12 protein-coding genes are annotated in these 12,828 nt (G+C 66.4%); 5 read left to right on the forward strand and 7 right to left on the reverse strand.

From position 1 onward, the window contains the following. Positions 1 to 2,184 (reverse strand): Ig-like domain-containing protein (locus tag N536_RS38975; RefSeq protein WP_155948661.1); only part of this gene is annotated, 2,184 nt, incomplete at its 3' end. Between the two features lie 630 nt (positions 2,185 to 2,814). On the opposite strand from N536_RS38975, the gene N536_RS0120105 reads away from it, so the two are divergent. After that, positions 2,815 to 3,717, forward strand: a complete 903-nt coding sequence (locus N536_RS0120105) for an NAD(P)H-binding protein (protein ID WP_036437076.1) — start codon at positions 2,815 to 2,817, stop codon at positions 3,715 to 3,717. A gap of 30 nt (positions 3,718 to 3,747) precedes the next feature. Beyond that, entirely contained in the window at positions 3,748 to 4,518 is a 771-nt protein-coding gene (locus N536_RS0120110) for an SDR family NAD(P)-dependent oxidoreductase (protein ID WP_029115253.1), read from the forward strand. Here the strand turns inward: N536_RS0120110 and N536_RS0120115 are convergent. Beyond that, on the reverse strand, positions 4,515 to 5,297 hold the full coding sequence (locus tag N536_RS0120115) for an enoyl-CoA hydratase/isomerase family protein (RefSeq protein ID WP_029115254.1): 783 nt from the start codon (positions 5,295 to 5,297) through the stop codon (positions 4,515 to 4,517). The two genes, N536_RS0120110 and N536_RS0120115, sit on opposite strands and share 4 nt — an antisense overlap. 39 nt (positions 5,298 to 5,336) lie before the next feature. Then, on the reverse strand, positions 5,337 to 6,023 hold the full coding sequence (locus N536_RS0120120; protein WP_029115255.1) for a TetR family transcriptional regulator: 687 nt from the start codon (positions 6,021 to 6,023) through the stop codon (positions 5,337 to 5,339). A gap of 70 nt (positions 6,024 to 6,093) precedes the next feature. Between N536_RS0120120 and N536_RS0120125 the strand changes: the two genes are divergently transcribed. Together N536_RS0120125 and N536_RS0120130 are read left to right on the forward strand one after the other, a co-directional pair. Then, positions 6,094 to 7,173 (forward strand): ferredoxin reductase, encoded by a 1,080-nt coding sequence (locus N536_RS0120125; RefSeq protein WP_029115256.1) that lies wholly within the window; start codon positions 6,094 to 6,096, stop codon positions 7,171 to 7,173. A 110-nt stretch (positions 7,174 to 7,283) separates the two neighbouring features. Further along, entirely contained in the window at positions 7,284 to 8,324 is a 1,041-nt protein-coding gene (locus N536_RS0120130) for a fatty acid desaturase (protein WP_081809311.1), read from the forward strand. Here N536_RS0120130 and nei2 read toward each other — a convergent pair. Beyond that, positions 8,321 to 9,106, reverse strand: coding sequence for an endonuclease VIII Nei2 (gene nei2, locus N536_RS0120135; protein WP_029115258.1), 786 nt, complete (start codon positions 9,104 to 9,106; stop codon positions 8,321 to 8,323). The two genes, N536_RS0120130 and nei2, sit on opposite strands and share 4 nt — an antisense overlap. A gap of 42 nt (positions 9,107 to 9,148) precedes the next feature. Further along, positions 9,149 to 10,345 (reverse strand): NAD(P)/FAD-dependent oxidoreductase, encoded by a 1,197-nt coding sequence (locus tag N536_RS0120140; RefSeq protein WP_029115259.1) that lies wholly within the window; start codon positions 10,343 to 10,345, stop codon positions 9,149 to 9,151. Positions 10,346 to 10,403: 58 nt separating this feature from the next. On the opposite strand from N536_RS0120140, the gene N536_RS0120145 reads away from it, so the two are divergent. Further along, the gene (locus tag N536_RS0120145) at positions 10,404 to 10,892 is read left to right on the forward strand and encodes a MarR family winged helix-turn-helix transcriptional regulator (RefSeq protein ID WP_029115260.1); all 489 of its coding nucleotides are present in this window, start codon (positions 10,404 to 10,406) and stop codon (positions 10,890 to 10,892) included. On the opposite strand, the gene N536_RS0120150 is transcribed toward N536_RS0120145, so the two are convergent. After that, the gene (locus tag N536_RS0120150) at positions 10,893 to 11,828 is read right to left on the reverse strand and encodes an SDR family NAD(P)-dependent oxidoreductase (protein ID WP_029115261.1); all 936 of its coding nucleotides are present in this window, start codon (positions 11,826 to 11,828) and stop codon (positions 10,893 to 10,895) included. It lies immediately after the preceding gene. Beyond that, the gene (locus tag N536_RS0120155; protein ID WP_029115262.1) at positions 11,825 to 12,814 is read right to left on the reverse strand and encodes a nitronate monooxygenase family protein; all 990 of its coding nucleotides are present in this window, start codon (positions 12,812 to 12,814) and stop codon (positions 11,825 to 11,827) included. The genes N536_RS0120150 and N536_RS0120155 overlap by 4 nt, the downstream gene beginning before the upstream one ends. Positions 12,815 to 12,828: the final 14 nt, after the last annotated feature.

The raw sequence follows: 12,828 nt of genomic DNA on the forward strand, positions 1-12,828 counted from the left end.
GGTGAGGTTCGTTGCCTCGATGTCGGTGTCGTTGGTGAGGACGTTGCCGGTGAGTTGGGTGTCTTCGTTGGTGGTGAAGCCGTCGTCGATGGCGACGGGGGTGTCGTCGACCGCGGTGACGGTGATAGACACCGTGGCAGCTGCACTGGTCGCACTCCCGTCGGTGGCCGTGTACGTGAACGAGTCCGGCCCGTTGTAGTTGGCGACCGGAGTGTAGGTGAAGGTGCCGTCGGCGTTGAGATTCAGTGAACCGTGACCCGGTCCGGAGTCGAGTATCGTTGTCAGAGGCGCATTCTCGACATCGGTGTCGTTGGTCAGCACGTTGCCTGTCAGGGCGGTGTCCTCGTTGGTGAAGACGCTGTCACCAACCGCGACGGGGGCGTCGTTCACCGCGCCGATGGTGATCGTTACGAGGGCGGGAGCGCTCACGGCAACGCCGTCGGTAGCAACATAGGAAAACGAGTCGACGCCGTAGTAGTTTGTGCTCGGGGTATAGGTGAAGGACCCGTTTGGGTTGAGTGCCACGGTGCCGTGGGCGGGCGGGATGGTCAGGCTCGCAACCAACGGATCACCGTCGAGGTCGACGTCGTTGCCGAGCACGTGGCCCGACACTGACGTGTCCTCATACGTCGAGAACCCATCTGGACCGGCCACCGGGGCATCGTTGATCGCAGTGACGGTAATGGTGACCGTCGCCGACTCGCTGACCGCGGTGCCGTCTGAAGCTTGGTAGGTGAACGAGTCCACGCCGCTGTAGTTCGCGGCCGGGGTGTACGTGAACGACCCGTTGGTGGCGAGCATGACCGTGCCATGGGCCGGACCGGTGCCCAATATCGCAGTGAGCGGGGTGTTTTGGGGATCCGTGTCGTTGGTCAGCACATTGCCGGACACGGGGTTGTCCTCGGCGCCGCTGAAGGCGTCGCCAGCCCCGATCGGCGCACTGTTACCGGCCACGTTGAGCGTGACGGTGGCCCTGTCGGTATGGCCGAAGTGGGGAAGCAGGAATCCGAGCAGACCGTGAAAGTGGAAGCAGTTCGCGGCATCGCTGACGGTGACGGTGAACTGATCGGTTCCGACGTAATCGTCGTCGGGGTCATAGGTGAATGTGCCAGTGGACTGATCGACGATCACCGTGCCATGGGCCGGCCCACCGCAATCGCCGCGATCGGGCACCCGGTAGATGAGGGCGTCGCCATCCGAGTCGTGGGCGTCGAACGCGATCGGATCACTGACTTCACCTGGATCCAGCGCGACGGTGACTTCCTGGGGCCGTACGTGTGGAGTCCGATTGAAGAAGGTGTACTGGATCTCGCGGCGCACCCATGCAAGGACTGCCCAGAGCAGTGGGGGATGGGCCGGAGCGATCGGTCCCGGCGCCAGGAAAGGGGAGAAGACGGCTGCAACCAGCGTGGCGGCGATGTTCACCAGTGCTGCCGGGATCGTCATCAGAGGGTGGAACTCGAGCGGCGGCGCCAACGGCAAACTCGGAGCCCCGAGGGCAGCGAAATGCATTGCGCTTGCCAACAGTGGTTTCGGAGCTTCGGTTGCGACGGAGCCCTCGAACTCGAGCGTCGACGGCGGTGGGAGCGAAACGTGCTCGCTCGACTCGACGATCGGCGTCGTCGAGTCCACCGGGTGGAATGCATCGCCTGCTTGCTCCGCCGCATTCGGCGGCCCGGCCTCGGCGGTTGGTGACGCAACGGTGGCACCGGTCGTGGTCGGCTCCGTCGTCGCAGCGTTCTGAGTATCGGGGATATGCGCCGTAACGGGAACTTCGGTCGCAGGAGAGTCCGGTGCAGGGGCCACGACGTCGTCGGACGACACCGGTGCGGTCTCCACCGCGCTTTCGTGATCGGTGGACTGCCCTCGGTCGTTCGTCGAGGTGTCCGCGCCACCAGAGCTGGCGAATTGCATGGCGGGCGCCGACTCGTTGTCGTGGGTCGGTTGCGGGGTGTTTCCGTCCGACGTGACTGGCGGAGTCGCCGTCGGCGAGGAACTCGTCGCACCCGATTGCTCGGTGGGAGCAGAAAGCTCCGCACCGGACTGCGCCGTGGGCGAGGTGTCGGATGAGGATTCGGGCGTCGACGTGCCGGAGGGCTCAGAGCCAGTGTCCGCGCGAGCCTGGCCAAGACCCAGGCCATGGCCGGTGGCGACTGCTGCCCCAACCCCGAGTGCGATCGCCAACGCCCCTACTCGACCGATGTACTTACTCGGACCGGCAATCGAGAATGTCGCAGTGCCTTCGCTGAAGGGAAGTGGAGGTAATTCCGCAATCCGAAAATTGGGGAATGTGGCCTGCGGGGCGTTGGGATGTCGCGTCGTGCGGTGACGCGGTTTCGTTCGGCCACTACCACGGCGCGTGTGGTCGGCCATGGTGTCACCTCGCGCTGCTCAGGACATCTCGGAGCAGCGCAGTCCCGATGTTTGGCCGCGATGCCGTCAGTTCGCACCCACTCGTCCACGGTTGTGTCGCGAAGCCGTGCATTCGTTTGCGGTTGCAACGTTCCGAGGACTTGCCGTGGGCGGTGCGAGTGCTCTCTACCTAATTTACGCTCGAAACAATAAAACGGGTTATAAATTGCTGTGCTTCGCGGGACCGGGTCTGGAAAGCGCAGGTCGAGTCCCGACCCACGGTGCTTGAACGGTCGATCAGTCCTCCGGCTCATGCACCTCGAAGGCCTAAGGATGACGGCATTTGGACGCCGTTCCCAACCGCCGACAGCCAGCAGGTCAATCGTGGACCGTGGCTTTGCTGCCACGGCGCGCCGGGGTGCGTGAGGGGATGCGGAATGCAACGGCGCGATTCAACGTCATATGGACATGTTCTTTATCACCGGTGCGGGCGGGGGCGTCGGCAGCGTGAGCCGTCGCGTGGTCGAGGAGCTCCGTCGGACCGACCAGCCGGTGCGTGCGCTGGTCCGTCGGGACGACGAACGCGCCGAGCGGCTACGCGACCTCGGCGCCGAGGTCGTCGTCGGTGACCTGACGTCACCACTCGACGTCGCGCAGGCCACGCGCGGCGTCACGCGGATGTTCTTCAACATGAGCGTGTCGCCCGAGTACGTGCAGGCCGCTGCCGTGGTGAGCGCGGTGGTCGAGGAACTCGGCGGCCTCGAGTTGGTCGTGAACATGTCGCAGATGACGGTGTCGCAGATGACCTTGACCAGCACCGAGGAATCCCGTCAGCACCGCCTGCACTGGCTCGCGGAGCGGATCATGAATTGGTCGGGCATACCCGTCGTACACGTGCGGCCGACGGTGTTCCTCGACAACCCGTTGTTCACCGTCGTCGGCGCCGCATCGGTCCGCGACCGCGGTGTGCTCGCACTGCCCTTCGGCGATGGGGGCACCTCGCCCATTGCCGCCGACGACGTGGCTCGCGTCGTGGCCGCTCTGCTGAGCGACCCTGCTCCGACGTTCGGCGCCGTGTACGAGCTCACCGGGCCGCAGGTACTCGATGTGGCGGGTCTCGCCGAGCAGTTCGCCCGGGCGCTGGGCCGCCCCGTCGCCCCCGAGGACCTTCCCGCCGATCGATTGCGCGACGTGCTGGCACATTCGGGGCTCTCCGAACATGTGGCACAACACATCTCGACCATGGCGCGGTTACACCGCGACGGTCGGTACGACCGGGCCACCGACGACGTCGAACGAATCACCGGACGTCCGGCCCAGACCGTCGAACAGTACGTGTCGGCCCATCCAGACCTGTTCTCCTAGACGTCTTCTGCAGCGTGTTCTACTGACCACGTGGATCGCACAACATTCGACCGACTGTTCGACATGACCGACCGCACCGTCATCGTCACGGGCGGGAGTCGCGGCATCGGACTCGCGCTGGCGGAGGGGTTCGTGCTCGCCGGCGCCCGCGTCGTGGTCGCCAGTCGCAAGGCCGACGCCTGCGAGCAAGCCGCCAAACACCTTCGCGATCTCGGCGGCAGCGCGATCGGCGTTGCGGCGCACGCGGGCAGCATGGACGATCTCGACGTTCTCGTGGAGCGCACCGTCGCCGAATTCGGCGGCATCGACGTGGTGGTGAACAACGCGGCCAATGCCCTGGCCCAGCCGCTTGGCGAGATGACCGTGGACGCATGGACCAAGTCGTACGAGGTGAATCTGCGCGGTCCGGTATTCCTGGTGCAGAAGGCGCTGCCACACCTGAAGCGAAGCGAGCACGCGGCGGTGCTGAACATGGTGTCCGTCGGTGCGTTTCATTTTGCCCCCGTCGTCTCGATGTACGCCGCAGGCAAGGCGGCCATGATGTCGTTCACCCGGTCGATGGCGGCGGGATTCGTGACAGACGGCATCAGGGTCAACGCCATCGCCCCGGGTCCGGTCGACACCGACATGATGCGCGGCAACCCGCAGGAAGCGATCGACCACATGGTGGGCGGGACGTTGGTCAAGCGCCTCGCTTCACCCGACGAGATGGTCGGTACCGCCCTGTTGTTGTGTTCTGACGCAGGCAGTTACATCACCGGGCAGGTTGTCATCGTCGACGGCGGCGGTACGCCCCGCTAGCCCTTGCGGCTCGCGAACGCGGCGCTCGCTTGCCGCATCTCACCGCTGGTGGACGCCAGGATCTGGCTGCGGTTCTCGACGTGCAGTGCCGCCTCCAAGCTGGATGCCTCGAGGTTGGCCCACAGCACCTGCTTGGTCGACTCCACCCCGAACTTGCCGTAACCGCACAAGGTTTCGGCGATCGCCAGCGCGTCGTCGAGCACGGAATCGTCGGACAGCCGTGACACCAGGCCCAGCCTCAGCGCCTCTCCGGCCTCGACCGTGCGCGCGGTGAGGATGAGGTCGAATGCCTGCCCGGCACCGACGATGCGGGGCAGCGTGTAGCTGACGCCGATGTCGCAGCCGCCCAACCCCAGCTTGATGAACTGCGTGCAGAACCGGGCCGACGCCGAGGCGATGCGAACGTCACAGGCCAACGCCAGCGCAAAGCCGCCGCCGTAGGCCGGTCCGTTGACGGCCGCAATCACCGGCTGGCGCAGACGAATCAGCCGCGTGGTCAGGTCGGCGATGCGTTCCTGCCACCGCATTCCCGAACGCGGGAATTCCAGTCCGCGGGTCGCCTCGTCGGGGGATGGTTCGGTGAGATCAAGGCCGGAGCAGAAGCCGCGGCCAGCGCCGGTCAGCACGACGACGCGACACTCGTCGTCACGGTGGATCGCTTCCAGCGTGTGGTGCAATTCTTCGACCAGGCCGTAATTCAGCGCGTTCAGCTTCTCCGGCCGGTTCAGCGTAATGAGCGCGATGTCGGGACGCGGGTGGGTCAGCTCCAGATGCGGCATGGGTTTGACACTATGCGCCGGGTATCTCCCGGGGTCGGGTCAGTCGCTACTTCGCCATCCGATGATCCCGACGACGATCAGCCGGAGCTGCTTGACGGCGATCCGCCGGATCTCGTCGAGCGCGGTCTGATCGACGGCATCCTCGATGGCCTCTGCGATGGAAATCATGGAGTTGACGAAGAGGCTCGCCAGGATGTTGAGGTCTTCGGCGCTCCAGGTGTTCAGCCCCGGGAACCGGGCCAGATCGATCGCGAGCTCCGACGTGATGAGCCGGATCTCGGTGCGGATGGCGTAGCGCAGGACGGTCACGCCGCTGTTGCGCTCGCGGACGATGAACCGCCAATGCTCACGGCGCTCGTTCACCCCGGCGATGAGAATGTCGACGGAGCCTTCGATGACCCGGGTGGGGTCGAGCTTGCCGGCGCGCGCATTGCGCAACATGTCGCGCAGTGCGCGGAACGACTCGTCGATGAGGACCAGTCCGAGCGCTTCCATGGTCTCGAAGTGCCGGTAGAACGCGGCGGGGACGATGCCGGCTTCGCGGGTCACCTCACGCAGGCTCAGCGCGCTGAAGCTGCGCTCCTCCAGGAGCCGCAACGCCGCCGCCACGATGGCCCGCCGCGTCGTTTCCTTGCGCTCTTCACGCGACGGAGCGTCCCGCGAGGAACGCTTGGACCCCGAGCGTCCTGATCGAGACGTTCGTGAACTAGGCGTACGACTGTTCACTGTGTGAAACCTACCACAGCCAGCAGTCAATCCATTGACGAAATGGGTGAGCCAAGCGCACGGTGTACACATGTTCACTCAAACTTTGTCGCTCGACCTGCGGAAGAGGGTGATGCGGTCACCGCTGGTCGACCTGCTCACCGGCCCGCACGGCGTCGACCGCTACACCGAGCTCGTCGAGCCCACCTGGACCCTCGGCGACGCCAGGGCGAAGGTCGTCGCGGTGCGGCGCCAGACCCCACGCAGCGTCACCTTGACGCTGGAACCCAACGCGGCCTTCCGGGCCAAATATCCCGCCCTGCGCGCCGGCCAGCACGTCAACCTCTCCATCGAGGTCGACGGGCGCAGGCAGACCCGCTGCTACTCACCGGCCAACGCCGAGAACGACCGGCTCATCGAGCTGACCATCGGGGTGCACGACGGCGGTGTGGTGTCGACGCACCTGTACCGCAACGCCCGTCCCGGCATGGTCGTCGGACTCGACGGCGTCGGTGGGGACTTCGTCCTACCGACCGAGCGGCCGCGGCGCATCCTCTTCGTGTCCGGCGGCAGCGGCATCACCCCGGTGTTGTCGATGCTGCGCACGCTGGTTGCCGAGGGCCACACCGGTGAGGTCGCCTTCGTCCACTACGCACGCAGCGCCGACGAGGCGTGCTACCGCGACGAACTCGCTGCGCTGCCCGGCGTGCGCGTGCTGCACGGCTTCACCCGCAGTGCCGCACCCGCCGACCTCGTGGGGCGGTTCGGCGCCGACCATCTGACGGCGGCCATGCCGTCACCCGACCAGGTGTTCGTCTGCGGCCCACCAGCTCTCGTCGACGCGGTGCGCGACCACTGCCCGGACGCACTGTTCGAGAGCTTCGTCCCACCGGTGTTCACGGCGCCCACCGAGGCATCGGGCGGCCGGGTGGCGTTCGCCGACTCCGGCATCGACGTCACCGACGACGGACGCTCCTTGCTGGAGCAGGCCGAAGCCGCCGGCCTGTCGCCCGAAAGTGGATGCCGCATGGGCATCTGCCACACCTGCACCCGCCGCAAGACCAGCGGCGCGGTCAAGAACCTGATCACCGGCGCCGTATCCACGATCGACGGGGAGGACGTGCAGATCTGCATCACGGCCCCCGTCGGCGACGTCGAACTCGCACTCTAGGAAAGGGATTCACCGTGACTGCAATTCTTGAGCCCATCACCACCGTCGACACGAAGACACCTGCCACTCAACAGGCCATCACCAAGACCGTCGGCGGCACGACCGTCACCATGACGCCCGAGCAGGCCGAGAACTTCGGCCGCGAGCTCGACGCGATCAGGGAACGCGTCATCGCCGACCTCGGCGACCGCGATGCCACCTACATCCGCCGGGTCATCAAGGCCCAGCGTGCCCTCGAAGTCGGCGGCCGGGCCCTGCTGTTCGCGGGCATCCTGCCGCCGGCCTGGCTGGCGGGGACGGCGATGCTCGCGGTGTCGAAGATCTTGGACAACATGGAGATCGGGCACAACGTCATGCACGGCCAGTACGACTGGATGGGCGATCCCGCACTGACGAGCCGCAACTTCGAATGGGACTCGGCCTGCCCGAGCGACCAGTGGCGCCACTCGCACAACTACATGCACCACACCTACACCAACATCGTCAACATGGACCGCGACATCGGCTACGGCATCCTCCGGATGAGCGAGGACCAGCGCTGGCACCCGTACTACCTCGGCAACCCGGTCTACGCCTTCCTGCTGATGGTGTTCTTCCAGTACGGCGTGGCGCTGCACGAGTTGGAGACCGAGCGCATCCGCTCGGGTGAGATCACGGTCGCCGACAAGCGCGACACGATCCGGGGCATCTGGCGCAAGGTGAAGCGCCAGACCTTGAAGGACTACGTAGCGTTCCCACTGCTCGCGGGCCCGTTCGCGCCGTGGGTGTTCACCGGCAACCTGACGGCCAACCTGATCCGCAACGTGTGGTCCTACGCGATCATCTTCTGCGGCCACTTTCCGGAAGGCACACAGGAATTCAGCAAGGAGGAGACGGCAAACGAGAGCCGCGGGATGTGGTACTTCCGCCAGGTGCTCGGTTCGGCGAACCTCACCGGCGGAAAGCTCTTCCACCTGATGAGCGGCAACCTGTCGTTCCAGATCGAGCACCACCTGTTCCCCGACCTCCCGGCGTTCCGGCACGACGAGATCTCCAAGGAAGTTCAGGAGATCTGCGAGCGGTACGGCGTGCCCTACAACACGGGACCGCTGCCCAAGCAGTTCGCCACCGTGGTCCGCAAGATCTGCAGGCTGGCGCTGCCCTGGACTTAAGTCTGGCAGTTCGGGCACCAGTACATGACGCGTTCGCCGCTCAAGCCCTTCTTGCTCCTCGCGTCCGCGTAGTCCATCTCGATGATGGTTCCGCAGCGGCGACACGCGTCTCCGGCCCGGCCGTAGACCCACAGGTCACGGCCAGCTCTGGTGTCGCCGGTCGTCACGCGATTGACGCGGGAGCGATTGAGCCACAGCATGTCCCGGGCACGCTGCACCATCCGAAGCGGATCCCGCACCGCGCTCACCGGCGCGGTGGGCAGGTGACCGGTGATGAAGCACAACTCGTTGGCGTACACGTTGCCGACGCCCGCCATCACCCGCTGATCCAGCAGCGTCTCGGCCAGCGGGCGGTCCGGGTCGACGATCAGGTTCGCGGCCGCCGTCCTCGGTTCCCAATCGGGGCCGAGTAGGTCGGGGCCCAAGTGTGCGACGGCATCCATGTCGCGTTTCCGTTCCAAGATCTCCAGGACACCGAGGTCGATGCCCGCAACGCGAGAGTCGGCCGTTTCCAGGATGATCCGCACCTTGTGCGGTTGTACCCGGCGGATCTGGCCGCCGATCAACCAGGCGCCGTCCATCTTTAGATGCGAGTGGATGCTGGCGTCGCCCACCCGGATGAAGAGGTGCTTGCCGCGGCTCAGTACCTCGTCGACCGTTTGCCCCGTCAGGTCGACGGTGGCGAACCGGGGCACCCTGACGTCGCAACGGGTCAGTGCCTTGCCTTCCAGCGCCTCCCGTAGCTTGGCCGCGGACCGGTAGACGGTGTCGCCCTCGGGCATTCCCGTTACCTCCGCTCGCGGCTTCGATGTCCTGATAGCACGCTACATGCGTTGCCGTGCCTCGAAGTCGATGTGATGGCCTTGCAGCCACGTCATCGACCGCCCACCGTCGCGGGCCGCGCGGCGGAACGCGATCGGGAGGATGGCATCGCGGAGCACGCGTGCGATCGGTCCGGCGGCCTTCGAGTTCGCCGATCGAGCACCATGTTTGACGATCCGTTCGACGCGGTCGCGACGGAGCGACTCGAACGTGGCGAACGCGTCGGGCACCGTCGCGCAGTCACGCAGGCACATGGCCAGGATCACCGCGTCCTCGAGCGCCATTGCGGCACCCTGGCCGGCCGACGGCGCGGTGGCGTGGGCAGCATCGCCGATGATGATCATGCGGTCGCGGTGCCAGTGCCGCACCACGGGCATGTCGTACGTCGGCCACCCGAGCATCGGACCGGGGGCGGCGTCGATGATCTCGTGGGCAGGGCCGGCGTCGCCATCCATCAATTGGTGGAGCCATTCGCGCCACTGGGCGTCGTCCATCTCCGAGAGGACGCCCTTCTGCGGTTCCCTGGCCATCGGGGGATTGGCGAACCACACCGTGCCACCATCGGGCGTCGGCATCCATGCGAAGAAGCAGCGCGTCCCGAACTGCATCCGGAATTCCCTAGCTGGCACGTCGACACGGAAGTCGGGGATATAGCCACCGACATTGAGCACCGGCACGTAACGCGGCGTCGCGGCTTGGGGATCGATGACCGTTCGTACGCTGGAATGGATTCCGTCGCAGCCGATGAGGACATCCCCGGTGGCCTTGCTGCCGTCGGCGAAGCTGGCTTCGATCCCGTGCGCCGTCGCTGTCGCGCCGACGAACTCCGCGCCGTGTCTGATCCGAAGTCCGTGTTCTGCGGCGAGCTTCGCCAGCGCACCGTAGAGATCGCCGCGACGCATCATCTGGGACAGTTGCCCGTCCGCTCGCGGCGCGGCGAGCGGCATGCTGCCGAGTCGTCTGCCCTTGCCGTTGACGAAGCTGATCGTCTCCAGTTCGAAACCGAGCGACTCGATGGGCTCGGCCAGGTCGATCGCGCGCAGGGCGTCCATTCCGTTGGCTTGGAAGGTCAGCCATGATCCGCGGAGATCCTCCGGTCCGATGTTGCGCTCGAACACGTCTGCCTCGATGCCCACCCGTCGTAGTGCCACCGCCAGCACCGGCCCGGCCACGCCGGCGCCGATCACGAGTGCGCGCATCTTCGTCCTTCGGTATGTTGGCCTTTCACGCAAGTAGTATGAAAGTCGAGTTACTTGAATGTCAAGAGACTTTGCCAGTGATGCATTGCTCGGTGTGGCGATCGAGCGGTATCAGGCGGCCGTCGACGACTTCGACCGTGAAATGGCCCGTATCCTACGGGTCAACGAGACGGACCTACGTTGCCTGGAGATCCTCATCCAAGAGGATGCCGAGGTTACGCCGCGGTTGCTGGCGGCGCGTCTCGGACTGACGAGTGGCAGCGTCACTGCGATGTTGGATCGGTTGGAGAAGCTCGACTACGTCCGCCGCGCCGCGCATCCGAACGACCGCCGCAAGGTGATCGTCACCCCGACGGACATCGTGGTGCGGCAAACACGAGACATGATCGAGCCGCTCTTGGCCGAAGCCAACGAGGGGTTGATCTCGAGATACAGCGCCGAGCAGTTGGCCCTCGTTGCCGACTTCCTCACCCGTGCAGGAGATTTACAGCAGGAGCACGTCGAACGGTTGCGCAGGCAGTCGCCGAAACTCGCCGCCGATGGCTGACTACGAGGTGAAATCCACCGACAGGTCCCACAGCCGTTCGGCATTGCCGGGATCCAGCGCATACGGAGCGACGCCGCCGCGTCCGGGACCACCACGACGGTCGACCACCCGCGCTTCGTTGCAGTCCTCGAAGTAGCGACCGCCGATGCCGTCCAACAGCGGCGAGGCCGCCAACAACGTCGACGTTGCGGCGCCCTGCTCGACGGTCTTGAAGTCGGTGCCGGCCGCGCGGAACGCCGCCAGGGCGTCCTCCGCGTAGTGGGCCGGCAGATGGCGCTGGAGCGGTGTCGCTATGCCGCCGGGCATCAGGGCGTTGGCGAGGATGCCGTCGGATGCCCAACGGCGCGTCGCTTCGACGGCGAACAGCACGTTGGCGGTCTTGGACTGCCCGTACGCGCCGAAGGGTTCGTAATCGCGGAACGCGTAGTCGATGTCGTCGAACACGACGGGGGAGCGCAGGTGCCCGCCGGAGCTCACCGAGACGATGCGTGCGCCGCCGGCAGCGGCCATGGCGCGGTGCAGTCCCCTCGCGAGTGCGAAGTGGCCAAGATGATTTGTGGCGAACTGCATTTCGTGCCCGCTGGCTGACATGGTCAACTCTTGGATGGCCATGACGCCTGCGTTGTTGACCAGGATGTGCAGCGGTCCGCTCCACGCCTGGACGAACGCCCGCACGCTGGACAGGTCGCTCAGGTCGAGCGGGGCCACTCCGACCCGGCCGCCGATCTGCTGGGCCACCCGTTCACCGGCTTCTGCGTCGCGCACCGCGAGGGTGACCTCCGCGCCGGCGCCGGCGAGAGCCCGCGCAGTTTCGACGCCGATTCCCGACGACGCGCCGGTGACGATGGCGCGCTTCCCCGACAGGTCGACGCCGGCGATCACCTCGGCGGCAGTCGATTGGAATCCGAACGGTGTGGTGATCAGGTCGTCGCTCATGACCCACCGCAACGCGGACCCGACGGGCTGTGTTCCCGGCGCACGGCATCGATCGCTCGAGTGGCCTCGTCGCTGATCCGGCCCACCAGCGCGGAAGCGCTCTCCACTTCGGCGATCAGGTCGACGGCCTCGCCCGCCCAGATGGGCGCATAGTCGGGATCGGCGCGCTTGGCGCCGCGGCGGAACTCGGCGCGTGCCTCGGCATCGGCACTCAGCTCCTCCTCGCGGTCCTGCCACCTGTCGATGAAGGCGTTGCGCAGCGTGCGGGCCGGATACCGGGCCGGCCACGCCGCCTCGGCGGCGATGTCGACCACGCGGCCGCGAACGGTGTCGGAGGCTTCGGCCGCGGTGATCGACTTCGCTTCTCGCTCGTCGATCAACGCTTCCGGCGTCGCTTCGAAGCGTGTGCCGATCACCGCTCCGGCCGCGCCCAGCATCAGCGCGGCGGCCAGCCCGCGACCGTCCGCGATGCCTCCGGCGGCCAGCACGGGAGTGGCGCCTGCGACGTCGACGACGGCAGGGACGAAGGGCAGCGTCGCCCGCCCTCCGCCGTGGCCACCCGCTTCCGAGCCCTGCGCCACCAGGACGTCGGCTCCGACGTCGAGCGCGTGCCGCGTTTCGGTGATGGTGTTGACCTGGACGATCAGCGGAATTCCGGCGTCACGGACGGTGCTGGCGAACGGCGCCGGATCGCCGAACGACAGCACGACCGCGGCCGGGCGCTGCTCGACTACCCATTCGACGATCGACTGGTCGATCGCCCACGTCAATAGCCCGATGCCCCAAGGCTTCTCGGTGCTCTCCTTGGCGATGGCACATTCCCGCTCGAGCCAGTCCCGCTGGCCCGGACCGCCACCGATGATGCCGAGGCCGCCGCCCTCGGAGACCGCGGCCGTCAGCCGGCCGCCAGCCACGCCGCCCATCGGCGCCAGCACGATCGGGTGGTCGATCCCGAACATCTCGGTAACCGCTGTCCGCAAGGCCATGTCACCACTGTAGG

Origin of the sequence: Mycobacterium sp. URHB0044 (genome assembly GCF_000620625.1) — a bacterium.
In the GTDB taxonomy this organism is placed as follows: domain Bacteria; phylum Actinomycetota; class Actinomycetes; order Mycobacteriales; family Mycobacteriaceae; genus Mycobacterium.

Coding starts and splice junctions, on each gene's coding strand:
- N536_RS0120145 (WP_029115260.1), top strand. CDS start 10,404: ATGTCAAGAGACTTTGCCAGTGATGCATTGCTCGGTGTGGCGATCGAG.
- N536_RS0120130 (WP_081809311.1), top strand. CDS start 7,284: ATGACGCCCGAGCAGGCCGAGAACTTCGGCCGCGAGCTCGACGCGATC.
- N536_RS0120115 (WP_029115254.1), bottom strand. CDS start 5,297: ATGCCGCATCTGGAGCTGACCCACCCGCGTCCCGACATCGCGCTCATT.
- N536_RS0120105 (WP_036437076.1), top strand. CDS start 2,815: ATGGACATGTTCTTTATCACCGGTGCGGGCGGGGGCGTCGGCAGCGTG.
- N536_RS0120125 (WP_029115256.1), top strand. CDS start 6,094: ATGTTCACTCAAACTTTGTCGCTCGACCTGCGGAAGAGGGTGATGCGG.
- N536_RS0120150 (WP_029115261.1), bottom strand. CDS start 11,828: ATGAGCGACGACCTGATCACCACACCGTTCGGATTCCAATCGACTGCC.
- N536_RS0120155 (WP_029115262.1), bottom strand. CDS start 12,814: ATGGCCTTGCGGACAGCGGTTACCGAGATGTTCGGGATCGACCACCCG.
- nei2 (WP_029115258.1), bottom strand. CDS start 9,106: ATGCCCGAGGGCGACACCGTCTACCGGTCCGCGGCCAAGCTACGGGAG.
- N536_RS0120140 (WP_029115259.1), bottom strand. CDS start 10,345: ATGCGCGCACTCGTGATCGGCGCCGGCGTGGCCGGGCCGGTGCTGGCG.